Consider the following 24,582-nt stretch of genomic DNA (forward strand, 5'->3'; position numbering starts at 1 on the left):
TGCGCTGTTTGGCTGAACCGGATGGCGGCGGGGCCACCCGTCGCCAATGGGGCCGTACCGGAACCGAACCGACCGCGCGCCGTTCGTTACCCAAGCGATATCAATCGTCTGGAGGATACTCCTCCATCGCATCGGATCACCGGCGGGGACAGCGACATGACAGCAGATGACGTGGCGGGACGGTTGGTACGGCGCGGCGGACACCGTCGGTGACCGCCGCGCCGGTCGCGATCTGTATTCCGGCGCGCGACGAGGCGGAACGGCTGCCGCGCCTGTTCGCCGCGCTCGACCGGCTGATCGTACCGCCGGAGACGGCGTTGACGCTTTGCCTGCTGCTCGACGGCTGCACCGACGCCAGCATGGAACCGATCGCCGCCTATCGCGCGACCGGTCGCCATCCGCTGATCGTCGACAGGGTCGATCGCGCCGCCGCCAATGCCGGCCGCGCGCGCGACCGGGCGATGCGATTGGGGCTGGCGAGCCTGGGGCGGGGGGGTGCGATCCTGCTGACCACCGATGCCGACAGCCTGCCCGCCCCCGACTGGGTGACGGTCATGACGGCGGCGCTGGACCATGCGGACCTCGTCGTCGGCGATGTGGTCCGCAGCGGCCGGGGCGGCAATCCGGATCAGGACCGGATCGAACGCCATTATGCCAGCCTCTACGCGCTGCGCCGCCGGATCGATCCGGTCGCGTGGGAGGCGCCGGCCGTCCATCATCATGCCAGCGGTGCCAATATGGGCCTGCGCGCCACGACCTATGCCACGCTTGGTGGGTTCCTGCCCGTGATGCGGGGAGAAGATGCGCGACTGGTCGACGACGCGGCGCGCGCCGGGCTGCGCGTGCGGCGCGACGCGGCGAGTATCGTCCATACATCCGACCGGCGGGTCGGACGGGTGCGCGGCGGACTGGCGACGACGCTGTGCGATCTGGATCGCGATGGTCTGGGGTCGGTCAGCGTCGCGCATCCCGCCGACCAGCTATGGCAATATCGCCTGCACGCCGCCGCCCGCCGGGCCTTTGCCGGGAGCGATTTCGTCGCGTTGAGCGCGCAGGTCGGTCTCGATCACGACCATCTGCTCGGCGTCGCCCGCGACTGCCCGAATGCGGAGGCGTTCGCGATGCGCGTCGTGCCGGTGCCGCCGGGCGGCATGCGCCACATTCCGTTCGTCGCCGCCGAAGCCGCGCTGGCGGCGCTGACCGCCACGCCGGCGGCAGCGGCATGAGCGACCTGCGCGACCGGATCGCCGGACTGACCACCGAACTGGGCGACCCGGCCGATCCCGTTGATGCGCCGGCGCTGCTTACCCTGTTGCGGCGGCTCTACCGCGTCGGGCGCGCGGACCTGCCGCTCGGGCGGTTGTTCGAGGGGCATCTCGATGCCGCGCAGATCGTGTCGCGCTATGGCAGTGCGGCGCAACGCACCCGACTGACCGCGATCCTGCGCGACGGCGGGGCGCTGGGAGTCTGGAATGCCGACCTGCCGGGCGACGGGCTGCGGCTCGACGGCGACCGGCTCGATGGCGGCAAAAGTTTCGCGTCGGGGGCGGGGGTTCTCAGCCATGCGCTGGTCAGCGTCGATGCGCCGGGCGGGCGGCAATTGCTGCTCCTCGACCTCGCCCGCGTTCCGCCCGCCATCGACCGCAGCTTTTGGCGCGTGGTCGGGATGCAGCGTTCGGAGACGCATATCGTGCGCTGGGCCGGATCGCCGATCGCGCCCGACGACCGCATCGGCGCGCCCGGCGACTATGTCCGCGAACCATGGTTCAGCGGCGGTGCGCTGCGCTTTGCGGCAGTGCAGGCGGGCGGTGTCGCCGGCATCGTCGATGGCGTCCGCGATCATCTGGTGACGACCGGTCGCGCCGCCGATCCGCATCAGGCGGGCCGGCTCGCCCGGCTGTACGCGCTGGGTGAGGCGGCGGCCGGGGCGGTGCGAACGGCGGCGACGGCATGGTTCGCCGACGACGCCGCGCGCCTGCCCGCCGTGTCCGCCGCGCGCGCCGCCGTCTATGCGGCCGGGGGAGAAGCGATCGCGGTCGCGCAGGAGGCGGTCGGCGTCGCCGCGCTGTTCCACGACCATCCGCTTTCCGCGCGGATCACCGACCTTGCCATGTATCTGCGGCAGCCCGGCCCCGATGCGCAGCGGATGCTGGTCGGTGCGGCGGTTGCCGCCGGCACGCTGACGGTGGTGCTGTGATCCGGCCGGGCGGGCTGCTGATGGTCGCGCCGCATCCCGATGACGAGACGATCGGCGGCCATGCCCTGATGGCGCGGATGCGCCGGCGCGGCGTGCCGGTCCGCGTCCTGATCGTCAGCGACGGCGCCGGATCGCATCGCGGCAGCACGACATGGCCGCGCCAGCGACTGGTGCGCGAACGGCGGCGCGAGACGCGGATGGCCCTGCACCGCATCGGTGTGACCGCCCGTGCCATCGGCTTTCTCGACCTGCCCGATGGCGATGTCGCCGCGCATGGTGGCGCGATTTGCCGGGCCATCGCGCGCGCCCTTGCCACCCTGCCGGGACTGGTGCTGGCGCTGGCCCCGTCGCCGCGCGACGACCATCCCGACCACCGCGCCGTCGCCGCCGCCGCCCGCCCGGCGCACGGCGTACGCTGGCTGGCCTATCCGGTGTGGCCGACCGGACAGCGCCTGCCCGCCGCCCGCCCGATGCCGCTGACCGCACAGGAACGCCTTGCCAAGCGGCACGCCATCCGCCGCTATCGCACCCAGACGGGGCATATCACCGACGATCCGGCCGGCTTCGCCCTTACCGCCGCACAGATCGCCGCGTTCAGCCGTCCGAGCGAAGTCTTCGCGGCGATGTGGCGATGAGGGCGATCAGCCTCGACGGGTTCGAACGGACCTTCACCATCGATCCCGATCCGTGGCAGACCTTTCGCAACCGCGACGAGGCGGTGAAACGGCAGGCGATCCTGCACGCGATCGGGCCGGGGCCATGGGGCCGCGTCCTCGAACTGGCGGCGGGCAACGGGTCGAACAGCGTCGCCATCGCGCCGCGTGCGCTCCGCCTCGATGCGACCGAGGCGACGGCAGCGGGGACGAAGCTGGTGGCGAGGGCGCTGGCCGGGACAGGGCGCGCCCGCGCGATCCGTCTGGCGGTGCCAGCGCGACTGCCGCGATCGACCTATGACGGCGTGGTCGTCGCTGAGCTGCTCTACTATCTCGACCCCCACGCGATGCGGCGTACCGCGCGCGACGTCGCCCGCGCGCTGCGACCGGGCGGGACGCTGGTCCTGGCGCATCACCGGATCGACTTTCACGACTTCGCGCAACATGCCGCCCCGCTACACCGGCAGTTCCTGCACGCGACCGGTTGCGACTGGCGGGTACGCCCGGTGCACCGCAACCGCCGCTGGGTGGTGCTCGCCTGTACCCGGGCCTGACTGCTGCACCTGCCGCGGACGCGATGCCGGTGCACGGAGCGTTTACCGAAGTGCAACCCGGTCCGGCGTAAGCATACGGAAATCGTGCCGTTATTGCCGTTGCAGGACTTCGTATGATGCGTTCTTTATCTCCTGCCGGCTCTACTTCCCGTCGCCGGCGTATCCTTCGCCGGGTCGCGCCGTTGCTCCTGCTGGCGCTCGTTCCGGGCTGTGGCGGGGGTAGCACGTCCGGCAGTGGAACGATCGTCGCGCCCGCGGTCACCCCCGCTCCGACGCCCACGCCGACCCCGACGCCATCCCCCGTCGCAACGGTGCGCGAACCGGCCACCGGCGCGGATTTCGCGACCTCGGTCGAACAACTCTATGCCGCCGCTCCCAACATTCCCGCCTGTCAGACGGGGCAGTTGAAACCGGCGGTCGGGGCGCGGGTACTGGCGGTGGTGAATGATATCCGTGCCCGTCACGGCCTGCCCTCCGTCACCTATTCCACTGCCGAGGAAGCGGCGTCGATGCAGTCGGCGCTGATGATGGCCGCCAATGGCCAGCTCAGCCATACGCCGCCGGTCGACTGGAAATGCTATACCGGCGCGGGTGCGACCGCCGCGGGACAGAGCAACATCTATCTCGGCTATGGTTCCGGCCTGCGCTATTCGCAGGATGCCGACATCATGATCGGGTTCCTGACCGACGTCGACAACCTGATCGCGAACAATATCGGGCATCGCCGCTGGCTGCTGTATCCGTTCCTGTCGAGCATCGCCTATGGCCGCGTCGCCGGGGCCGAAGCCATTCGCGGGCGCTCCGACGGGGCATCGATCAAGGTCATCAACACGACCCAGAACACCGCCGGTCCCTTGCCCGATTTCGTGGCCTATCCGTATCAGGACTACCCCACCCGCTATTTCGCCAACGGCGCGCTGTTGTCGTTCAGCGTCATCGCCGACAAGACGCGCAATTTCGGCGCGAACGCGCAGGTCCGCTTCGCCAACGCGGCGATCGCGGTCCGGGCGCGCGACGGGGCGGCGCTGACCGTGGGCAATATCGCCTATGACAATGACGGATACGGGCTGTCGAACAATCTGCAATGGAGCGTGGCGGGTCTGGCGGCGAACACGACCTATGACGTGACGATCAGCAATGTCGTGGTGGCGGGTACGCCGCGAACCTACAGCTATTATTTCCGCCTGACGCCCTGACCCTTGCGGTGCCCACAGGGACACGGGTACGGCACGGCGGATACCGCTGGTGGAGCCGCCATGTCCCGGACGACGTCCCCTTTGCTCAAGGACCTGCTTGGCCCCGGCGCGATCGCGACGATCGCCGATGCCGGCGTCGCGGCCTCACCCCGCTTCGATCGGGGGGCGTTCGTCGCCGCTGCTTCGGCCGGGTTCGACGCGCTGTCGGTCATGGAACGGGTGCGCCATATCGCCGATGCGCTGCATCCCGCCCTGCCGGCAGAGTATGCGGCGGCACTCGACCTGTTGCGTGCCATGGCGCCGCGGCTGACCCATGCGTTTCAGGCGATGGCGATCACCGAATATGTGCCGCGATATGGTCTGGCCGATGTTGACCGGTCGCTGGCGGCGCTGGCTGACCTGACCCGGTACGGCAGCGCCGAATTCGCGATCCGGCCGTTCCTTGCGCAGGATGTCGACGGCACGCTGCGCACGATGCGTCGCTGGACGGTGCACGACGACCCGCATGTCCGGCGTCTGGCCAGCGAGGGGAGCCGGCCGCGCCTGCCATGGGGTACGCGCATCGCTGCGTTCCGGCAGGACCCGACGCTGGCCGCGCCGATCCTCGACGCGTTGCGTGCCGATCCCAGCGCCTATGTCCGCAAATCGGTCGCGAACCACCTGAACGACATCGGCAAGGATCGGCCGGACTGGCTGGTCGCGCATCTGTCGCGCTGGCCGGGCGACGATCCGCAGTCGGCGTGGATCATCCGCCATGCGCTGCGCACGCTGGTGAAACAGGGCGATCCGGCTGCACTGGAATTGATCGGGGCCAGCCACGCCGTCGAGGTCGCCGTCGATCGGTTCGCGATCGAACCGGCGATCATCCGCCTCGGCGAACCGATCACCATCGATGTCCGGCTGCAATCGACCGCGTCGATCGATCAGCGCGTGGTGGTCGACTACCGGGTCCAGTATGCTCGGCCAGGCGGCAAGGTCGCGAGCAAGGTCTTCAAGCTGAAGACGTTCGATCTGTCGGCGAAGGCAGTGGCGACGCTGACGACGCGGCAGATGATCCGTGATTTCAGCACCCGGCGGCATCATGCGGGACGGCATGTGGTCGAGTTGCTCGTCAACGGCCGGACCCGTGCCACCGCGTGGTTCGATCTGGTCGATCAGGGCTGAACGGTTGGTCCGGTAGCCGAACGCCATACCGCGTGCCGGTGGTTCCGACGCCGGATTGGGCGATTGTCCCGGGAAAGACGGGTTGCGACGCATCTTCCCGACCTGTCGCGCTTGCGCAACGGATGCCTGCCATGGTTGGAATGTGACAGGCACGACGAAAGGAAGCTGAATGACGAACCCCGAACTGCCGGCGATGCAGCCGGCCATCACCTTGTCACGGTTCCTGATCGAGCAGCAACGCCGCAACGCGGAAAGCTGTCCGGCCGAGTTGCGCCTGTTGATCGAAACGGTCGCGCGCGCGTGCAAGACGATCGGCCATGCGATTTCGAAGGGTGCCCTGGGCGATGTGCTCGGCGCGCTGGGCAGCGAGAATGTGCAGGGCGAGGTCCAGAAGAAGCTGGACGTGATCGCCAACGAACTGCTGCTCGACGCCAATGAATGGGGCGGCCATCTGGCGGGCATGGCGTCCGAAGAGATGGAGACGATCCATCGCATTCCCAATCGCTATCCCAAGGGCGAATATCTGCTGCTGTTCGATCCGATCGACGGGTCGAGCAACGTCGATGTCGACCTGTCGGTCGGCACGATCTTTTCGGTCCTGCGCGCGCCCGAGGATTGCGCCGGACGCGACGTGACCGAGGCCGATTTCCTGCAGGCCGGGCGCGAGCAGGTGGCGGCGGGCTATGCGATCTACGGGCCGCAGACGCTGCTGGTGCTGACCGTCGGCGACGGCGTCTTCGAATTCACGCTGGACCGCGAGGTCGGTTCGTGGCGGCTGACCGACGGGCGGATGCGTATTCCGGCCGGGACCCGCGAATTTGCGGTCAACATGGCGCGTCGCCGCCAATGGTCGCCCGACATCGCCCGCTATATCGAGGATCGCATTCAAGGGTCGGAAGGGCCGGGCGGCGTCGATTACAACATGCGCTGGACCGCATCGATGGTCGCGGACATCCACCGCATCCTGAAGCGTGGCGGCGTGTTCCTCTACCCTTCGGATCATCGCAACCCCGGCAAGGCACGGCTGCGGTTGCTGTACGAGGCGAATCCGATGGCGATGCTTATCGAGCAGGCCGGCGGCAAGGCGACCGATGGCTATCGATCGATCCTCGATATCGCGCCGGAAGGCCTGCACCAGCGGGTCGGGGTCGTCATCGGCGATGCGTATGAAGTGGATGTTGCCAGCGGCACCGATGCATAGGCGGTTGTACTGACGATTGTCGGAACGGTCCCGGTCCTGTCGTCAGCCGGGACCGGAGCACGGATCGGAAAATGTAGTAGCGGTCGGTTCGAACGGCGCAGATGGCGCATGTTCAACCGGACCCTGCCGCCACCAGATCGCGGGCGCGGCGCCGCGACAGGCAGTATTCGAGGAATGCGGCGACGACGGGCGACAACGACCGGTGTTTGAGATTGGCGATGCCGATCCTGCGCCCGACGCGACTAGGCCCCGCCGCGAAGGGCCGGGTTGATCGATCCGGGACTGTTCGACCAGTGGGTCGGTGCGGACTGGAATGTCGCCACGCGACGAATGTGGGTGCTGCCATTGCCGAGGACGATGCGTTCAACGTCGTGTAGCCCGGTTTGCCCGACTGGCCGCTATCTTCAGCCGCGTCGACGACCTGGGTCGCGATTCAATCCCTGACCCGGAAGGGTACGATCTTCGTTGGCGGCGATCTCGACGACAAGCGGGCATGACCGTTGCCGGCACCGCATACGGTTCTGCGAAAGTGGCCGCTTAGCCAAACACATGATGGCGTCCGGTGTTCGGGGCGACCTTCCCGGCTGTCACGATGCCCGGCACATCATCCCCAAAATTGCTTTTCGTCCTGGAGGCGGACGGGAAGGCAAGAGGCAATGCTACGTGGTTCGATAGCCACAGGAGGGTCGAGGCATCCCGGACCATCGGAGGGTGTATCCTGCCCATGGCTGATCTGTCGGGAAGCGCCATGCGGACGATCGCGCGGCATCCCATGCCCGACGCCGGATCACGTGCTGCTCCAACCCCGCTACACCGCCTTCTTCAGTGGCTCGGGCTTCTTCTCGTCGGGCAGGATCTTGCTGAGATGTTCGTGCACCATCCGCTGGTTGAAGGGCTTGGTGATGAAGGTCGCCCGTTCCGGCATGTCGCCATCCGCCGGGGAGACGTGACCGGACGCGATGACGATCTCGATCTGCGGCCACCGTGCCGCCACGTGCCGCGCAAGCGCGAAGCCGTTGATCGACCCCGGCATGTCGACGTCGGAGAACAGGAGTACGGTGCTTTCCCAGTGTTCGTCGAGCAGGACGACTGCTTCATCGCCGTCGAAGCTCTCCCGGACCCGGAAGCCGGCATCCTCGAGAATATACGTCGTCTCCATCATAATGATGGGATCGTCTTCGACGACGATGGCGTAGGGAACGGTGGACAGGGTCATGACGGCTCAACCGCTGTAGACCATTGGAGTTTCCACTGACGATGTCGTTTCCGGGCACGCCAGCTGTCGACCGCAGGAAAACGGGTACGAACTGGCAGAGGGTCGTCGAGGTTGCGAAGCGCCGGGACGTGTGAAATCGTCATCGCCATGGTTCTACACGGCGTTCACGACTCATACCTCGTTATGCTCTCGACGATCGTCGCGATCACCGCGGCTTTCACGGCGCTCAGCCTTGCCGGGCGAATTCGCGAGTCACGCCGAAGTGCCCGGCGCATATGGCTGGTTGCCGCCGCGACGGCGCTTGGCGGCGGTATCTGGTCGATGCACTTCGTCGCGATGCTGGCGTGCAGCATGCCGGGCGTGGCTGTGCGCTACGACCTCGTACCGACCCTCTTCTCGCTGGCGCTTGCGATCGGATTTACGGGCGGCGGCCTTGCGCTGATCGACTGGTCGGCACCGACGATGCGCCGGACCCTTGTCGCGGGCCTCCTTATCGGTGCGGGTGTCGCGACGATGCATTATGTCGGGATGGCTGCGATGCGGATGCCGGCCATCGTCCGCTACGATCCGCTGTGGGTCGCGATCTCCGTCATCGTTGCGATCGGTGCCGCCACCGGTGCGGTTTGGCTGGCGACGCAGGACCAGCAGGTCGGTCCCCGCGCCATCGCCGCCGTGGTGATGGGCACGGCGATCGCCGGCATGCACTATTCGGGCATGTATGCCGCGACGTTTACCCAGGCGTCCGTGCCCGGTGTCGCGGTTGGCGGCGTGGCAAGTTTCGACCAAGCGTTTCTGGCTACGGCGATCAGCCTGGTCACGCTGATCGTGCTCTTGCTGGCGCTGGCGGCGGTGCAACTGGAGCGCGTGCTGCAGGGCATTGCGCGCCGGGAAACGCGCGTTCGCTTTTTCAGCGATCTCAACGACCGGCTGTTCGTCGCCAGCGGCGCCATGGAAGCGATGACCATTGCCACGACCGCGCTCGGGACCCGGCTTGGTGCTTCGCGTTGCGCCTATGCCGATGTGTATGCCGATGGCGACCGCTTCTGGATCCGAAGCGATTATACGGCCCCCGGGCACGACAGTTCGGCTGGCGAGTATAGCCTCGATCGCTTCGGGCCGGGTGCGGCGGCGGCGTTGCGGTCTGGATCGCCCATCGTCCTGCGCGACATCGCCGCTGACATCGGTCCCGGCGAAGGGAGCGAAATGTTTCACGCGATCGGCATCAACGCGATCATCTGCTGCCCGCTCATCAAGGACGGCCGCCTCGCCGCGATGATGGCGATCCATCAGGATCGGGCGCGGCGGTGGACGGTCGAGGAGATCGACCTTGTCAAGGAGGTGGCCGATCGCTGCTGGGCGCATGTCGAGCGGATCGGCGCGGAGGCAAGACTCCGGACGAGCGAGGAGCGGCTTCGGCTCGCCGTCGATAACGCCGATATCGGCTTCTGGGACGTCGATCTGGTCGCGGACGAGCTGATCTGGCCACCGCGCACGAAAGCGATGTTCGGCATCGCGCCCGAAACGCCGGTGACCCTCAAGGACTTTTACGACGGCCTGCACCCCGACGACCGCGACGCCACGTCGCGGGCGTTCGCCGCCGCCATCGATCCCGCGCGACGGGCATTCTACGACGTGGAGTATCGGAGCATCGGCCGGGACGACGGTGTCGTCCGGTGGGTGGCCGCCAAGGGGCGCGGTATCTTCGACGATCGGGGCAACTGCATCCGGGTGGCCGGCACCGCGCTGGAGATCACGACGCGCAGGGAGGCGCAGGACGCGCTGCGTGAGCTGAATGCGACGCTGGAGGTGCGGGTCGACGCGGCGATCCGCGCGCGGGAAGAGGCACAGGCGGCACTGCGTCAAAGCCAGAAGATGGAGGCGATGGGCCAGTTGACCGGCGGTGTCGCGCACGACTTCAATAACCTGCTCACGCCGATCCTCGGCAGCCTCGACATGCTGCAACGCAAGGGCCTGGGGAACGAACGGGAGCGGCGACTGATCGACGGCGCGGTGCAATCGGCGGAGCGTGCGCGGACGCTGGTGCAACGGCTGCTGGCGTTCGCGCGGCGGCAACCGCTGCAACCCGTACCGGTCGATGTCGCGGCGCTGATCGAGGGCATGGGCGACCTCGTGTCGAGCACGAGCGGGCCGCAGATACGGGTGATCGTCGATGCTCCGGCCGATCTGCCGCCGGCCAAGGCGGACCCGAACCAGCTCGAAATGGCGATCCTCAACCTTGCGGTGAATGCGCGCGACGCCATGCCGGACGGCGGCACGCTGCGGATTTCGGCAAGCCGCGAGTCGATCCGTACGGCGCATCGTTCCAACCTGCGGACCGGACATTATCTGCGCCTGTCGGTCGCCGACACGGGGCAGGGGATGGACAGCGAAACGCAGGCAAGGGCGATCGAACCGTTCTTCTCGACGAAGGGGGTGGGGAAGGGGACCGGGCTTGGCCTGTCCATGGTCCATGGACTCGCATCCCAGCTGGGCGGGGCGCTCACCATCCAGAGCAGCCCGGGTCTGGGCACCAACGTCGAGCTCTGGCTGCCGCAGAGCGCAACGGCGGCCGAAGCCGGTCGGGTGCCGGACGTCGTCGCGTCGACGACGGCATCGGGTGTGGCGTTGCTGGTCGACGATGAAATACTGGTGCGGATGAGCACCGCCGCCATGCTGGCCGACTTCGGCTATGCCGTCGTCGAAGCCGATTCCGGTGAAGCGGCCATGCGGTTTATCGAGGACGGCCGGCACTTCGACCTGGTTGTCACCGACCATTTGATGCCAGGCATCAGCGGGACCGACCTTATCCGGCATATCCGGACGATGCGACCGGGCACGCCGACGCTTCTGGTGTCAGGCTATGCCGATATCGAGGGACTGGACCCGGCCTTGCCGCGGTTGAGCAAGCCGTTCCGCAAGGACGAACTGGCAGCAGGTCTTCGCGAAGCGCAGTCCGGCCGCGTGTCTGCGGAGGTACCTGCAGGCGTCTGATCCCGGTGCCTGCGCTGCGGTCCTGCCAACCCGCTTGCCATTCGCACAACGCCTTGCTGTCACGGCCCTTGTCGGCGATGAGTTCGGCGGATGGTGACCGCGCGGCGATGCAGGTACGGGCCGTCTGCCGCCGCGGATATTTCCCGGTGTCGGTCGGGGTGGCGAAATGCCGAGGAGAGTGTACGCAGATGTTCTACCTTGCCCTCAAGGCGCTGGTCTCCGGTATCCTGATCGCGGTCGCATCCGAAGTGGCGAAGCGGTTTCCGGGCTTCGGCGCGTTGATCGCCTCGCTACCGCTTGTCTCCGTGCTCGGCATGATATGGTTGTGGCGCGACAAGCCCGACGCCGAGAACATGGCCGCGCACGCTGGCGCAACCTTCTGGTACGTCATTCCGTCGCTGCCGATGTTCCTGCTCATTCCCGTGCTGTTGCGGGCCGGGTTGTCGTTCTGGCTGGCGCTGACGCTCGGGTGCATCCTGACGATCATGCTCTACTCGGCGATGACCGTGCTGGCCCCGCGGTTCGGGCTGCGCCTGTGATGTGGGATGCATCCCTCCAGCGGTTCGCCGTTCGGCGTCGTGCTGGCACCCTGCTCGGCGCGCAGGGGTAGCGGAAAAGGATCGTCCACAACGACGATCCGATGCGTGCTGCCTGCGATCCCGGTCGGGTTGCCGACGGCGGAGCGTCAGCGTCCGCTTGCCGTCATCGGCGGACGGATCACGAAGCCACCACGACGGAGCGGATAAGCCTCGTATCTGCAGCGGCGCACCTTCGCCGTTGCAGATATCGCCATTCGTTATGCTTCGCTCGCTGCCGCGCCGCGTGGCTTGCGACCGAGACCGATCGTCTTGGCCATTGCCCGACGGCTTTCGCTGTAGGTCGGCGCGACCATCGGATAGTCAGCCTTCAGATTGTAGCGCTTGCGGTATTCGTCCGCGGTCAGACCGTTGCTGGAGAGGTGGCGGCGCAGCGTACGATAGGGCTTTCCGTCGATCATCGACAGGATGTGGTCCGGCGATGCAAGCGATTTGCGCACCGATACCGCCGGCGTGTATTCTTCGTTCTCGCCCCCAGTTTCCACGACCGCGGTCTCCGGCGCGTCGAGCTTCGTCAACGTTTCATGCATTGCCTGGAGGAAAGCCGGTACGTCGGCCGTCGTCGCGCGCGTGTTGGAATTGCCGAGCCACGCTACCGTCAATTCGGTCGCAAGTTCAATTGTGTTCGTTATTTCAGTCATTCGCTTACATCCGGTACTATTGGTATCTTCTAGCTAGGCCAGAGATGATAACGATTCAATGTCTTCAGCCGTCAACAGGATAGATTAAAGACTGATCCCTCGTCTGATCATCTCGAACTTGGCGATCTCCTTGATCGGATTGTCCGCCTTTGCATCGAAGATATCGGCAAGGTCGAGAAGGTCGTCATTGTCGAGCGCCACGATCGCAGCTTCCATGGCGACGACACGCTGCTCGGTCCGTTCGCTTTTTTCAGCGAGCCGCTTCATTCTGGTTCTCAGCATATTGCAATCCTATGCGGCCGTTTTGGCATATCGTCCAGTGCAATACGAACTCCGTCGATCTCGTTACCGCTGCCGATCTTGATCCGCAGCGGACAACGCGATCGTTAGTCGGGAGTACGGCCGATTGATTGACACTTCATACTGATGCAGGCCGTTTCGGCGAATATCTGGCGTGATATTTTTCTGGCCGGATCGCGCCGACATTAACCGCGATCGGCGTTGCGTCGGTCATCGGCGACCAACAATGCTTCCCTTCGACCACAATGGTGTCGGCCAGTCGGACAGCGGAAGGCGGGACGGATGTTCTGTCGGGGGTTTTGCGGGATGGTCGTCGCCGCGAAGCGAGGCGCGCCGAACGCGATCTTGCCCGCATGGCCCCGTTCACCGATCGTCATCAGGTCGCGGGGCGATCATGCTGTGCGATACAGCGAACCGCCGAAGGATCGACGACACTATCGCTGCCGCCGCCATCCGCCGGTGTCGTGCTGCCGGTCGGTCGGTTCAGGGCTAACAATCCGGCTCCCGCCGTATAGAACAAGCATTGTCAGGAAGAGGATGACCGATATCGTGCAGCATTCGTGGGTTTCTATGCGTACAAGTTGGAACGCTGGCCTGGCCGTGTTCGCGATGGGGATCATCACCGGCTGTTCCGGTGCCGGCAACGCGTCGGGAAGCGTGTCGGCCACGCCAACCGCGACGGTCACGCCGGCACCGATACAGACACCGGCCACGACGCCGTCACCCACGATGACCGCGACGCAGTTCGCTGCGCAGATGGTGCCCGGCTGGAACCTCGGGAATTCGCTGGAGGCGATCGGCAACGCGCCCGCTCCGACCACCGTTTCGCAAGAGACGGCATGGGGTAATCCGGTCGTGTCGCAGGCGCTGTTGAACGCGGTCGCGGCGGCGGGTTTCAAGAGCATCCGCGTGCCCGTTTCGTGGAAGCAATATGCCGACGCCAACGACCGGATCGGGTCGGCATGGTTCGACCGCGTCGCGCAGGTGGTCGATCAGGCGCGACAGGCCGGACTGATCGTCATCATCAACGTCCATTGGGACGGGGGCTGGCTGCAGCCGACCTATGCCGATCAGGCGGCAGCGAACGCGCGGCTCAAGACCTTCTGGACGCAGATCGCGACCCGGTTTCGCGACCAGGACGACCGTCTGTTGTTCGCCGGCACCAACGAAGTCATGGTCAAGGACAATTACAACGCGCCAACCGCCGAGCATTGCGCCGTGCAGAACGGTTTCAACAAGGTATTCGTCGACGCGGTGCGCGCGACCGGCGGCGGTAACGCGAGCCGCTATCTGATCGTGCAGGGCTATAACACCAACATCGATCACACCATCGCGTGCAACGCCACGCTCCCGACCGACAGCGTTGTCGGACGGATGATGATGGAGGTGCATTATTACGACCCCTATGATTTCGCGCTGAACGAGAAGAGCGCGATCTGGCAATGGGGCGCGGGCGCGACCGACCCGAAGGCGGTGCAGGCATGGGGGAACGAAGAGGGGGTCGATGCGGCGTTCCGGAAGGTGAAGGTGACGTTCTCCGACCGGGGCATCCCCGTCATTCTGGGGGAATATGGCGCGATCGCCAAGACGGAGTATGATCCGGCCGGCAAGTACCGGACCGCATGGGACCGCTATGTCACCCGGTCGGCGGTGCAGCACGGCATGGTCCCGATCTATTGGGACAATGGTCCGACCGGCAATCACACCCTCGGCCTGTTCGATCGCGCTACCGCACGCGTGGTCCATGCGGATATCGTCAAGGCGATCGTAGACGCAGCGAAGTGATGAACCTTCCGATATGCGGTTGCGTGCGGCGCGCGATGCTCGCCCCGGCGATGGTGTTGGGCATGGTCCTGACGCCGGCGAGCATCGTTCCGGCGATGGCGCAACGTGCGGCGGCGCGCGAGATCGTCATCGACGTGCGCGGCGAAACCAGACCGCGCGATCGCATGGCGCAGATGTCGATAGGGTCCGACTTCCCCGGCACGCTGACCCGCGAGGACAGTCTGGCGCAGCTGGCGACGGTGCAGAAGGAACTGCGGTTCCGCTACATCCGCTTCCATCACGTCTTCGCCGACGAACTGGGTACCTATCGCGAGCAGAATGGCAGGCCGGTCTATGACTGGACCCGGCTGGACCATCTCTACGACCGGCTGCTCGGCATGGGGCTGAAACCGTTCGTCGAACTGGGCTTCACGCCCGATGCCATGAAACAGTCGGATCAGACCATCTTCTACTGGAAGGGCAACACCTCGCATCCGCAGCCCGAAAAGTGGACGGCGCTGGTCGATGCGTTCGTGCGGCATATGATCGCGCGCTACGGCCAACAGGAAGTCCGCAGCTGGTATTTCGAATTCTGGAACGAGCCCAATCTGGCCGGTTTCTGGGAAAAGGGCGATCAGCAGGCCTATTTCGACTATTATGGCCGCACCGCGCGGACGATCAAGGCGATCGACCCCGCGCTGCGCGTCGGCGGACCGTCGACCGCGGGTGCCGCGTGGGTGCCCGAATTCCTGCGCTATGTGGAGCGCGAGAAGCTCCCGATCGATTTCGTCACGACGCATACCTATGGCGTCGAAGGCGGCTTCCTCGATGAAAAGGGCGAAGGCGACAACAAGCTGTCGCGCAATCCCGACGCGATCGTCAACGACGTCCGCAAGGTGCGCGGGGAGATCGACGCGACGCGCTATGCCGGCCTGCCGCTGTTCTTCACCGAATGGAGCACCAGCTACAATCCACGCGATCCGATCCACGACGATTATCTGGGTGCCGCCTATATCCTGTCCAAGCTGCGCCGGACCGAGGGGCTGGCGCAGGGCATGAGCTACTGGACCTACAGCGATCTGTTCGAGGAGCCCGGGCCGCAGCGCAAGCCGTTCGAGGGCGGCTTCGGGCTGATGAATCCGCAGGGCATTCGCAAGGCGTCGTGGTTCGCGTACAAATATCTGGCGGAACTGGGCGACCGGGAACTCCCGACCGGCGACGATGCGAGCATCGCGACCTTGCGAGGCAATGCGTTGCAGGTGCTGGCATGGCGCGACGTGCTGCCCGACCAAAACGTCAGCAACCGGCCGTTCTTCACCAGGATCCGCCCGCCTGCCGCGGCACCGGACCTGAGGATTCAGGCGCGCGGGTTGAAGCCGGGGGCCTATCGCCTGTCGGTCCGGCGAACCGGATATGAACGCAACGACGCCTATACCCGCTACCTTCGGATGGGCAGCCCGGCGACGTTGACGTCGGCGCAACTCGGATCGCTGCAATCGCTGACGAAGGATGCCGCCGTCGTCCGTAGCATCGCCGTCGGCCGCGACGGCATCGCACGCGTCGATCTACCGATGCACGACCACGACGTCGTGATGATCGAACTGACCAGATCGTAACGCGCTTCGACGGGATGGCGGGCGTCGCGGGGCGTCCTGCCTTCCATTGCCCTTTCCTGCCGGGTGGACAGGATGACGTTCAGCGCAGGATGACGTCGGCGCCGTGTTTGTGCGCGCGAATTTCCGCTTCGCTCAGACCGTTGATCTCGTGCGGGAAGATCAGCCAGTCGTTGGTCTCGTGGACGTAGTAGTCGGGCTTCAGGTCGGTCACGTTGCGCGATGGTTTGAAATACACGGTCGCGACCTTCACTTCGTCCGGGATGTTGTTGCGGCAGCGTTCTTTCAGCTCCTTCAGCACCGCACGGATCGAGCGGCCGGAATCGAAGACGTCATCGATCAGCAGCAGGCGATCCTCGGGGTTGAGGACGTCGATCAGATAGCCGAGGCCGTAGATGCGGACTTGCGGGTCCTGCCGGTCGATGCCGGTGTAGGAGGTGGTGCGGATCGCGATGTGATCGCTCTGGATACCGCGATATTCCAGTAGTTCCTGCACCGCGATGCCCACCGGCGCGCCCCCGCGCCAGATGCCGACGATATGGGTCGGCCGGAACCCCGAATCGAAGACGAGATTGGCGAGGCGAAAGGAATCCTCGAGCAGGCGATCGGCGGACAGATAGACTTTGGTGACCACAAGACTTCCAGTATCGTTGCACGGTTGGCGCGCGCGAAAAATCCGTCCGAAACGCCGCGATCATATTGTCGGCCGTCCGCCGAAAGCGCAAGCAGCCCGACCCCTGCCGAGACGAAGGACGGAACCTGCCTAGTCGGCGGTCCGGGCAAAGGCATTAAGGCTGGCGAGGTGGCCGGCGATCGCGGCATCGTCCATGAACGACCCGAGAAAGCTGTTGCGCGCCAGCGTCACGAGGTCCGCACGGGAGAGTTGGCGGGACCGGGCGACGGCACGGTAGTTCGCCGCGACATAGCCGCCGAAATAGGCCGGATCATCCGAATTGATCGTTGCGCGCAGCCCGAGGGCGAGCATCCGGTCGATCGGATGATCCGCCATGTCCTGCACAACGCACAATTTGTGGTTGGATAGCGGACAGACGGTCAGCGTCATCGCTTCGCGGGCGAGGCGGGCGGTCAGCAACGGGTCTTCGAGCGCGCGGTTGCCATGGTCGAGACGGTCGATCCGCAACAGGTCGAGCGCTTCATGGACATAGGCGGGCGGCCCTTCCTCGCCGGCATGGGCCACGCGTTTGAGACCGGCATCGCCGGCGGCGGCGAACACCCGCGCGAATTTCGACGGCGGGTGGCCGACTTCCGAGGAATCGAGCCCGACGCCATCGATGCGGTCGAGCCACTTCTCCGCCTGCGCGAACGTGGCGAAGGCGGCGTCCTCGTCGAGGTGACGCAGGAAGCACAGGATCAGCCTCGACGTCAGGCCATGGCGTTGCTGCGCGTGGGTCATGCCGGCGAGCAGTCCCTCCATCACCACGTCGAACGGGATACCGCGATCGGTATGGGTTTGCGGATCGAAGAAGATTTCGGAATGCACCACGCCATCGGCCGCCGCCCGGTCGAAATAGGCCACCGCAAGGTCGTGGAAATCCTCGGCGGTGCGCAACACGTCGGCACCGGCATAATAGATGTCGAGAAAGTCCTGCAGGTTGGAGAAGGCATAGGCGGCGCGGACTTCGTCCACCGAACGGAACGGGATGTCGACGCGGTTCCGCCGGGCAAGGTCGAACATCAGTTCCGGTTCGAGACTGCCCTCGATATGCAGATGCAGTTCGGCCTTGGGCAGGGCGGTGATGAAATCGTCATCGGTCATGCTGGCAGGCTCCATCGATTGCGCATCGTGGCGCGATGCATGCCCACCATGCGCAATCGCCGCCGCCGGCGATAGCCTCCCGACCCGAGATTTTGCCGGTGATCGGCCGGATGCGGCATCCCGGCGGCGAGCGATGCCTTTTCTCGATCGCTTCGTGCCAGAAACGGCGCTGGTGGCAGGCGGTTCGATGCCGATACCATGACCGTCATCGATCAGTGGACGGAGACCCACCCCATGCAATCGGCGACGACGGAGTTGCCCCTCGCGGGGCGGGGGCTGGCCGATGCTGCGTTCGCACCGGCGGACGACCGGAAGGCGGACGGCGTCGATGCGGTGTTGCCCGCCCGGCGACTGGTACCGCTGGCGCTCCAGCATGTGCTGGTCATGTATGCCGGGGCGGTCGCCGTGCCGCTGGTGGTCGGCCGTGCGCTCGACCTGCGGCCCGCGCAATTGGGGCTGCTGATCAGCGCCGATCTGGTCGCCTGCGGCTTTGCCACGTTGATCCAGACGCTGGGCCTGCCCAAGGTCGGCATCCGCCTGCCGATCGTGATGGGCGTGACCTTCGCGTCGATCAGCCCGATGCTGGCGATGATCGCCACCGGCCATGCCGAAGGATCGCCGCCTGAGACGGTGCTGCGCGGCATTTACGGGGCGGTCATCATCGCCGGGCTGTTCGGGTTCCTGATCGCGCCGTTCGTCGGCCGGGTGTCGCGCCTGTTTCCGCCGGCGGTGACCGGAACGGTGATCCTGTCGATCGGATTGAGCTTGATGCGGGTCGGCATCAACTGGACGGCGGGTGGACAGCCGACCGATCCCGGATATGGCGCACCCGCCCATCTGCTGCTCGCGCTGCTGACGCTCGGCGTCGTGCTGTGCCTGATGCGGTTCGGGCATGGCCTGTTGCGCAGCGGTGCGGTGCTCGTCGGCACGGTCGCAGGGACGGTCGTCGCCGGGGCGATGGGGCATGTCGATCTGACGCCGGTCCGCGATGCGCCGTGGTTCGCGCTGGTGCGTCCGTTCCAGTTCGGATGGCCGACGTTCGAAGTGCCGGCGTCGATCGCAATGTGTCTCGTCATGATGACGGTGATGATTGAATCCTTCGGCATGTTCATGGCGGCGGGGCAGATGGTCGGCCGGCCGGTCGATCGCGGGCAGATGGTGCGCGGGCTGCGCGGCGACGCGGCGGGCACGCTGCTGGGCGGGGTGTTCAATACCTTCCCCTACACCTCGTTCGCGCAGAATATCGGGTTGTTGAGCATCACCGGCGTGCGGTCGCGCTTCGTCTGTGCAGGGGCGGGGGGCATCCTGCTTGCGCTCGGTCTCTGTCCGAAGCTGGCGGCGCTGGTCGCGGCGGTGCCGTTGCCGGTGCTGGGCGGCGCGGCATTGGTCATGTTCGGGATGATCGCGGCGACCGGCATTCGCATCCTGGGGTCGGTCGACCTGACCTTCGAACGGCTGGTGACCGTCGCGGTATCGATCGCCGTCGGGCTAATCCCGGTCCTGTCCGACCGGTTCTTTCAGGCGATGCCGAGCGCGCTCGCGCCGTTGCTTCATTCGGGCATCGTGCTGGCGTCGATCAGCGCGGTCGGACTCAATGCCTTTTTCAGCGGGCGGTCGAGTAGCGACGACCCAATGGCGTAAGGATCAGGGCGCTTGGAGCCGCGCGATCGACCGGCGGGCGTCGGCAAGGATCGCGGGCAGCGGCGCGCTGCGCAACGCGCCGCCGGCGACGATGGTCCGCCCCTCGACGAACAGGTCGCGGACGCCGGCGGGCGGGCAGAGCACCAGCCCGGCCACCACGTCCCACGCGCCGGTATTCGACGCGGTCGCCACGTCCCATACCGCCAGATCGGCGCGGCGGCCGACGGTCAGCGCGCCGCAGTCGTCGCGTCCCAGCATCTCCGCGCCGCCGCGTGTCGCGAGCCGTAGCGCGGCACGCGGGCATACCGCTTCGGCACCACCGACCACGCGTTGGAGCAGCACGGCCTGCCGCGCCTCCTGCAACAGATTTCCGCTGTCGTTGGAGGCCGATCCGTCGACGCCCAGTCCCAGCGGCACGCCCGCCGCCAGCATCCGCGGTACGGGCGCGATTCCTGCACCCAGTCGACAGTTCGAGCAGGGGCAGTGGGCGACACCGGTGCCGGTCGCGGCGAACAGCGCGATCTCGTCGGCGTCGAGCTTGACGCCATGGGCCATCCACACGTCCGGCCCGGTCCAGCCGAGCCGTTCGGCATAGACGCCCGGCCGGCAGCCGAACCGTTCGAGCGAGAAGGCGACGTCGTCGTCGTCCTCCGCCAGATGGGTATGTAGCATCACGCCCTTGTCGCGCGCGAGCAGTGCCGCGTCGCGCATCAGCCCCTCGCTGACCGAAAAAGGCGAACAGGGCGCGACGCCGATGCGGACCATCGCGCCGGGGGCGGGGTCGTGGAACCGGTCGATCACGCGGATGGTGTCGGCAAGGATCGCGGGTTCGCGCTCGACCAGCGCGTCGGGCGGCAGGCCGCCGGCGCTTTCGCCGACGCTCATGCTGCCGCGGGTGGCATGGAAGCGCAGGCCGATATCGGCGGCGGCGGCGATCGTGTCGTCGAGGGTGACGCCGTTCGGGAAGAGATAGAGGTGGTCGCTGCTGAGCGTGCAGCCCGACAGCGCCAGTTCGGCGAGGCCCAGTCGGGTCGCGGCATGGACGTCGTCGGGGCGATAGCGCGCCCAGATCGGGTAGAGCCGTCGCAGCCAGCCGAACAGCGAGGCATCGGTCGCGCCGGGGACCGCGCGGGTCAGCGACTGGAACAGGTGATGGTGCGTGTTGACCAGCCCCGGCGTGACGACGCAGTCGCGCGCGTCGATCGTCCGGTCGGCGCGCTGGCGCAGCGGTGCCAGATCGGCGGTCGTGCCGATCGCGGTGATGACCCCGTCCTGCCACGCGACCGCGCCGTCGGCGATCTCGCGCCCGTCATCGTCCATGGTGACGAGCATGGCGGCCGAATGCAGGACGGTCAGGGTCATTTCGACAGCGTCATTTGGGCGGCGTCTTGCCGTAGCGATCCCAGTGGGTGAGCAATTCGGTCACCACCTTGTCGCCGACCCGGTACAGGCTCTCGACCGACGCGTTCAGACCGGCATAGCCTTCATTCTCCCGCAGCAGATAGTCGGCGGCGGTGACGCCGGGCGGCGGCAGGGTATAGTTGCTGCCGGTGCGCAGGACGAGGACGCGATCCTTGTCGACCCGGCCGATCCGCGACAGGTACTCGATCGCCTGCAGCGTCCCGGTTTCCTCCATCGCGCTGGTCACGAACTGCCCCTTGCCCTGCGTGAAATAGCGGGTGTGGTCGTTGGCCCAGCGATTGAGGAGCGCGCCATGCCAGAAGGTCATCGCCGAGAACTGGTCGCCGATCAGCACGAAGGGCGGCTTTCGCGCATTGGGATGGTCGGTATAGCGCGCGCGTTCGCGGGCGATGCCCGGATCGTCGGGCAACGCCACGTCGCGGGTCAGCCGATAGGCCCACTCGGTCAGATCGGGGTTGAGCGCGAAAACCTCACCGCCATCGGTGCGCGGCGGGGCGGGATCGTCCGGCCCCTTGCGATCCAGCGGGAAATAGCCGCTTTTCCAGTTCTTGGGAATTTCGCGCGCGTCGATCTCATGCGCCAGATCACCGTCGACGACATAGCGTGCCCATGCCGCCGAACCGATCGAGGCATCTTCCGGATCAATGCCGGCGATGCCCGCGACCAGCCAATAGGCGCGCGACAGGTCGAGCCGGGTGTCGAGGCCGAGCGCGGTGATCGCCGCCGCCGACCGTACCGATCCGACGCCGGTGACGACGCCCAGTATCTGCGTGTCCGGGTTGTAATACAGATCGTGAAAGCCGTGTGGGAAGGGAATGCGCTGGTGCAGATTGCGCCGCGTCTTCCACAACTGGAACTCGCCGGCGGTGTCGCCTTCGTCCTTGCCGATTTCGAACATGGTCACGACGACCATCCGCACCGGCAGCGGCCTGGCGCAGGGTGCGGCGATGGCGCACAGCGGCGCGGTGACGGCGGGCGGCGCGGCGGGCGCGGCCTGTGCGGACGGAGCGGGCGCGGCTGCGGCAAGCAACAGGCCGGTGACGAAAGCATGCATGATCGATACTCCGGCGGGCGGGGAGGGGGCGTTCGGCCACCTCCCCGGAAACGCCATCAGAATTTATAGACGGCGGACGCGAGGAAGCTGCGCGGACGCTCGGGCAGGACGATCGTGCTGCCGAACAATTCGGTGAAGTTCGCGCGGAAATAGCGGGCATTGGTCGCGTTCTTGACGACCCCGCGGAACAGCCACGGGCCGGTCTGGTACGAACTCGACAGGTCGAGCAGCGTATAGCCGGGCAGGCGTACCGCCTGCGACTGACCTGAAAACACCGAATCGACCTTCACCAGACTGCCGCTGAACGACAGGCCGTTATCGAAGCCATAGGTCGCCGTCGCCGAATAGAGATTGGCGGGAATGCCGGCGCGTCGCGCGTCGCTGCGGCTGTTGATCGGGACCAGCCCGATCGGTTGCCCGCCCAGATGCAGCGTCGGGTTGGTGACGTTGACCAGATCGTCGATGCCGAAGAAGCTGAACAGCGATCCGTTTTCCAGCCCGGTCAGGTTGACCACTTCGGTATGGGTATAGGCGGCGGTGATGAGGAGATGACGGTCGACCGCCCAGCGCGTTTCCGCTTCCACGCCTTTCGTCTCGACCGCCTGATTGACGGTGATCGACTGGATGTTGAAATCGGTCCGGTTCTGCTTGTAGACCGACAGCGCCGCATAGAGCGTGTCGTTCAGCCAGCTTCCCTTCACGCCGCCTTCGTACAGGCGCGAGGTCGACATGAAGCCCGATGCCACGGCTTCGGGAAGGACTTCGGCACCCTGACCGACGACGATCGTCGACTGCTGCGACGCGGTCGCATAGGGGATGATGCCGAACGGCAGCTTGTACGACGCGCTCGCGGTCCACGACCAGCCATCGTCGCTGCCCTTTGCCGAATTGAGGGTCGGCACCCGGTCCATCACCGATGCGTCGTAGCGCGACGATGCGTCGACCTTGTCATACCGCCCGCCCAGCAGCAGATCGAGCCCGAAGGCGAAGTCGAGGTCGAACAGCCCGGCGATGCCATAGTCGGTGGTGTGGCCGAAGACCCGGTCGGTATAGCCGCAATTGCATTCGTTCGCGAGCAGCCGGTTCGATGCGGGGGTGTACCCCTGGATCAGGTCGACACGGTGAAAATATTCGAAGTCGAAATCGTCGCCATAGTCGAAATTGACGTAGCGGATCGAAGGCGACACCTGTGCCGAGAATTTGCCGACGCTCGTCTCGATCGATTTGGCGACGACGATCTTGTCTTCGATGACATAGGATTTCACCCGCTGGGAAAATCCGTAATCATTGTTGTTGATGTTCTGCGTATTGTCGAAAAACAGCTGGTTCTTGACCGTTAGATTGTCGGCACCATCGTAGGTGACGTCGTAATAGAGTGTCGTCTGCTTGTTGGTCAGTTTGTCGTTCACGCCGGTCAGCACGTCGCGGCGGCTGAGTTTGGTCGTGCCGGTGTTGACGAGGTTGAGCTGCGGATAGGTCTGGGTGAAGCAGGCGTCGGTAAAGCCGCTGGCGAACGGGCTGAAACTGCTGTTCGGGCAGGTGAAGTTGCCGAAGATCGACAGGCCGCCGGGGATCGACGCGTTGATCTCGCCCTGCGAAATCTGGCCGTCGCCGCTGGTGTCGAGCGGCTTGGCGGTGCCGGTGATGTAGGTGCCGTCATCGACCAGCTGCTGGGTCAGGCGGTTCCAGCCGCCATTTTGCTGCCCTTTGAAATTCTGGTACTGACCGCCGAATTCGATGCGGATGCGGTCGGTCAGCTGGTGGTCGAACGAGCCCTGCAAAATCGTCTGTTTGGTCGACATGTTGCGGTAATAGCTGCCCGAATCCTCGATCTCGGCATACAGGCTGTAGCCGAGATCGGTACCAAGGATACGCACCGGTCCGCGGACTTCGGCCCGCAGATTGTTGCGGTCCCAGCTGCCGCCGGTGTAGCTGACTTCGCCCCGGGGCGAACTGAGCAGCGCGCCGCCCGCGACCCGCGCCGATTTGGGCACGAAGTTCAGATAACCGCCGGTCTTGGACGGGCCGTAGATGGGCGAGGCCGGGCCGCGGACGATATCGATCCGGTCGGCCGCGGCGATCGGCGTCGGATAGTTGCCGGCATTGTCGAGCCGGCGGACGCCGCGGAAATAGGTTTCGCCCGGCGTGCCGCGGATATCGAGCGCGCCGCCGACCCCGAAGAAGGAGTTAGTGAAGGTGCCGGGCGACTGCGCGACCAGATCATAGATGTCGGTGATGCCGAAGCGTTCGATCTGTTCGTCGCTGATCGTCGAGGCGGAGCGCGGCGTTTCGACCAGCGTCTTGTCGAACCCGAAGACCGATCCGACGTCCTTGACCGGCAGCGCGTTCAGCGAGCCGGTGACGACGATCTCGTTGCCGTCCTGCGGCTCGGTTTCGGCAGAAGTTGTGGTTGCCGCCGTTTCCTGGGCCTGTGCCGGCGCGGCGAGTGCGGTCCCGCACAGCAGCGACAGGAGCAGCGCGGCGCCGGTGCGACGTGTCGATTTCGGATCGTTGCGGACGATGGATACCGAACGAGCAAGCATGGTCATGGTCAGCCCCCCTATGACGTCCGATCGGTTCCCCCGGATCGGTCCGTCGCTGT

Annotated in this window: 20 protein-coding genes; 12 read left to right on the forward strand and 8 right to left on the reverse strand. The window is 66.0% G+C overall.

Annotated features, from left to right (window positions below; genetic code table 11):
* Window positions 1–209 precede the first annotated feature (209 nt).
* From ASE91_RS18790 to ASE91_RS09820, 7 genes are all read left to right on the forward strand, one after another.
* Window positions 210–1,226, forward strand: coding sequence for a glycosyltransferase (locus tag ASE91_RS18790; protein ID WP_156357768.1), 1,017 nt, complete (start codon window positions 210–212; stop codon window positions 1,224–1,226).
* The gene (locus tag ASE91_RS09795; protein WP_056625597.1) at window positions 1,223–2,197 is read left to right on the forward strand and encodes a hypothetical protein; all 975 of its coding nucleotides are present in this window, start codon (window positions 1,223–1,225) and stop codon (window positions 2,195–2,197) included. The genes ASE91_RS18790 and ASE91_RS09795 overlap by 4 nt, the downstream gene beginning before the upstream one ends.
* A complete protein-coding gene (locus ASE91_RS09800; RefSeq protein WP_235530405.1) occupies window positions 2,194–2,832 on the forward strand; it encodes a PIG-L deacetylase family protein in 639 nt (212 codons plus the stop codon). The genes ASE91_RS09795 and ASE91_RS09800 overlap by 4 nt, the downstream gene beginning before the upstream one ends.
* Window positions 2,829–3,404 carry a class I SAM-dependent methyltransferase gene (locus ASE91_RS09805; RefSeq protein ID WP_056625600.1) on the forward strand — a complete coding sequence of 192 codons (576 nt, stop codon included), beginning with the start codon at window positions 2,829–2,831 and terminating at the stop codon, window positions 3,402–3,404. Before ASE91_RS09800 ends, ASE91_RS09805 begins: the two co-directional genes overlap by 4 nt.
* 311 nt (window positions 3,405–3,715) lie before the next feature.
* Window positions 3,716–4,600, forward strand: a complete 885-nt coding sequence (locus ASE91_RS09810; RefSeq protein ID WP_056625603.1) for a CAP domain-containing protein — start codon at window positions 3,716–3,718, stop codon at window positions 4,598–4,600.
* Between the two features lie 60 nt (window positions 4,601–4,660).
* A complete protein-coding gene (locus tag ASE91_RS09815) occupies window positions 4,661–5,764 on the forward strand; it encodes a DNA alkylation repair protein (RefSeq protein ID WP_056625606.1) in 1,104 nt (367 codons plus the stop codon).
* Between the two features lie 193 nt (window positions 5,765–5,957).
* Window positions 5,958–6,965 carry a class 1 fructose-bisphosphatase gene (locus tag ASE91_RS09820; protein WP_055998089.1) on the forward strand — a complete coding sequence of 336 codons (1,008 nt, stop codon included), beginning with the start codon at window positions 5,958–5,960 and terminating at the stop codon, window positions 6,963–6,965.
* Window positions 6,966–7,773: 808 nt separating this feature from the next.
* Here the strand turns inward: ASE91_RS09820 and ASE91_RS09825 are convergent.
* Window positions 7,774–8,181, reverse strand: coding sequence for a response regulator (locus tag ASE91_RS09825; protein WP_055998092.1), 408 nt, complete (start codon window positions 8,179–8,181; stop codon window positions 7,774–7,776).
* Between the two features lie 183 nt (window positions 8,182–8,364).
* On the opposite strand from ASE91_RS09825, the gene ASE91_RS18795 reads away from it, so the two are divergent.
* Complete coding sequence (locus ASE91_RS18795; protein WP_162233646.1) at window positions 8,365–11,172, forward strand: MHYT domain-containing protein; 2,808 nt, start codon at window positions 8,365–8,367, stop codon at window positions 11,170–11,172.
* Between the two features lie 188 nt (window positions 11,173–11,360).
* Window positions 11,361–11,711, forward strand: coding sequence for a DUF3147 family protein (locus ASE91_RS09835; protein ID WP_055998095.1), 351 nt, complete (start codon window positions 11,361–11,363; stop codon window positions 11,709–11,711).
* A 257-nt stretch (window positions 11,712–11,968) separates the two neighbouring features.
* Here the strand turns inward: ASE91_RS09835 and ASE91_RS09840 are convergent, their stop codons facing one another.
* On the reverse strand, window positions 11,969–12,409 hold the full coding sequence (locus ASE91_RS09840) for a MucR family transcriptional regulator (RefSeq protein WP_055998098.1): 441 nt from the start codon (window positions 12,407–12,409) through the stop codon (window positions 11,969–11,971).
* 84 nt (window positions 12,410–12,493) lie between these two features.
* Window positions 12,494–12,676, reverse strand: a complete 183-nt coding sequence (locus tag ASE91_RS09845) for a hypothetical protein (RefSeq protein WP_055998101.1) — start codon at window positions 12,674–12,676, stop codon at window positions 12,494–12,496.
* A gap of 642 nt (window positions 12,677–13,318) precedes the next feature.
* Between ASE91_RS09845 and ASE91_RS09855 the strand changes: the two genes are divergently transcribed.
* Together ASE91_RS09855 and ASE91_RS09860 are read left to right on the forward strand one after the other, a co-directional pair.
* Complete coding sequence (locus ASE91_RS09855; RefSeq protein WP_235530412.1) at window positions 13,319–14,494, forward strand: glycoside hydrolase family 5 protein; 1,176 nt, start codon at window positions 13,319–13,321, stop codon at window positions 14,492–14,494.
* On the forward strand, window positions 14,494–16,089 hold the full coding sequence (locus ASE91_RS09860; RefSeq protein WP_156357771.1) for a GH39 family glycosyl hydrolase: 1,596 nt from the start codon (window positions 14,494–14,496) through the stop codon (window positions 16,087–16,089). Before ASE91_RS09855 ends, ASE91_RS09860 begins: the two co-directional genes overlap by 1 nt.
* 79 nt (window positions 16,090–16,168) lie before the next feature.
* Here the strand turns inward: ASE91_RS09860 and ASE91_RS09865 are convergent, their stop codons facing one another.
* Together ASE91_RS09865 and ASE91_RS09870 are read right to left on the reverse strand one after the other, a co-directional pair.
* Complete coding sequence (locus tag ASE91_RS09865) at window positions 16,169–16,720, reverse strand: phosphoribosyltransferase (RefSeq protein ID WP_055998110.1); 552 nt, start codon at window positions 16,718–16,720, stop codon at window positions 16,169–16,171.
* A gap of 129 nt (window positions 16,721–16,849) precedes the next feature.
* Entirely contained in the window at window positions 16,850–17,863 is a 1,014-nt protein-coding gene (locus tag ASE91_RS09870) for an adenosine deaminase (RefSeq protein WP_056625612.1), read from the reverse strand.
* Between the two features lie 198 nt (window positions 17,864–18,061).
* Between ASE91_RS09870 and ASE91_RS09880 the strand changes: the two genes are divergently transcribed.
* Window positions 18,062–19,504 (forward strand): nucleobase:cation symporter-2 family protein, encoded by a 1,443-nt coding sequence (locus ASE91_RS09880; RefSeq protein ID WP_200911232.1) that lies wholly within the window; start codon window positions 18,062–18,064, stop codon window positions 19,502–19,504.
* Between the two features lie 3 nt (window positions 19,505–19,507).
* Here ASE91_RS09880 and ASE91_RS09885 read toward each other — a convergent pair whose 3' ends face one another.
* From ASE91_RS09885 to ASE91_RS09895, 3 genes are read right to left on the reverse strand one after another with little or no spacing between them, the layout of a single operon-like run.
* A complete protein-coding gene (locus ASE91_RS09885) occupies window positions 19,508–20,866 on the reverse strand; it encodes an 8-oxoguanine deaminase (protein WP_056625615.1) in 1,359 nt (452 codons plus the stop codon).
* A gap of 10 nt (window positions 20,867–20,876) precedes the next feature.
* Complete coding sequence (locus tag ASE91_RS09890; protein WP_082453947.1) at window positions 20,877–21,980, reverse strand: purine nucleoside permease; 1,104 nt, start codon at window positions 21,978–21,980, stop codon at window positions 20,877–20,879.
* 56 nt (window positions 21,981–22,036) lie between these two features.
* Window positions 22,037–24,529 (reverse strand): TonB-dependent siderophore receptor, encoded by a 2,493-nt coding sequence (locus tag ASE91_RS09895; RefSeq protein ID WP_082453948.1) that lies wholly within the window; start codon window positions 24,527–24,529, stop codon window positions 22,037–22,039.
* Window positions 24,530–24,582: the final 53 nt, after the last annotated feature.

This window comes from Sphingomonas sp. Leaf62, assembly GCF_001421915.1.
GTDB lineage: Bacteria > Pseudomonadota > Alphaproteobacteria > Sphingomonadales > Sphingomonadaceae > Sphingomonas.

Bases quoted from the DNA above. Each gene is read 5' to 3' on its own strand.
- ASE91_RS09795 (WP_056625597.1), top strand. From the start codon at position 1,223: ATGAGCGACCTGCGCGACCGGATCGCCGGACTGACCACCGAACTGGGC.
- ASE91_RS09805 (WP_056625600.1), top strand. From the start codon at position 2,829: ATGAGGGCGATCAGCCTCGACGGGTTCGAACGGACCTTCACCATCGAT.
- ASE91_RS09815 (WP_056625606.1), top strand. From the start codon at position 4,661: ATGTCCCGGACGACGTCCCCTTTGCTCAAGGACCTGCTTGGCCCCGGC.
- ASE91_RS09820 (WP_055998089.1), top strand. From the start codon at position 5,958: ATGCAGCCGGCCATCACCTTGTCACGGTTCCTGATCGAGCAGCAACGC.
- ASE91_RS09825 (WP_055998092.1), bottom strand. From the start codon at position 8,181: ATGACCCTGTCCACCGTTCCCTACGCCATCGTCGTCGAAGACGATCCC.
- ASE91_RS18795 (WP_162233646.1), top strand. From the start codon at position 8,365: ATGCTCTCGACGATCGTCGCGATCACCGCGGCTTTCACGGCGCTCAGC.
- ASE91_RS09835 (WP_055998095.1), top strand. From the start codon at position 11,361: ATGTTCTACCTTGCCCTCAAGGCGCTGGTCTCCGGTATCCTGATCGCG.
- ASE91_RS09840 (WP_055998098.1), bottom strand. From the start codon at position 12,409: ATGACTGAAATAACGAACACAATTGAACTTGCGACCGAATTGACGGTA.
- ASE91_RS09845 (WP_055998101.1), bottom strand. From the start codon at position 12,676: ATGAAGCGGCTCGCTGAAAAAAGCGAACGGACCGAGCAGCGTGTCGTC.
- ASE91_RS09855 (WP_235530412.1), top strand. From the start codon at position 13,319: ATGGGGATCATCACCGGCTGTTCCGGTGCCGGCAACGCGTCGGGAAGC.
- ASE91_RS09860 (WP_156357771.1), top strand. From the start codon at position 14,494: ATGAACCTTCCGATATGCGGTTGCGTGCGGCGCGCGATGCTCGCCCCG.
- ASE91_RS09870 (WP_056625612.1), bottom strand. From the start codon at position 17,863: ATGACCGATGACGATTTCATCACCGCCCTGCCCAAGGCCGAACTGCAT.
- ASE91_RS09880 (WP_200911232.1), top strand. From the start codon at position 18,062: ATGACCGTCATCGATCAGTGGACGGAGACCCACCCCATGCAATCGGCG.
- ASE91_RS09885 (WP_056625615.1), bottom strand. From the start codon at position 20,866: ATGACCCTGACCGTCCTGCATTCGGCCGCCATGCTCGTCACCATGGAC.
- ASE91_RS09890 (WP_082453947.1), bottom strand. From the start codon at position 21,980: ATGCATGCTTTCGTCACCGGCCTGTTGCTTGCCGCAGCCGCGCCCGCT.
- ASE91_RS09895 (WP_082453948.1), bottom strand. From the start codon at position 24,529: ATGACCATGCTTGCTCGTTCGGTATCCATCGTCCGCAACGATCCGAAA.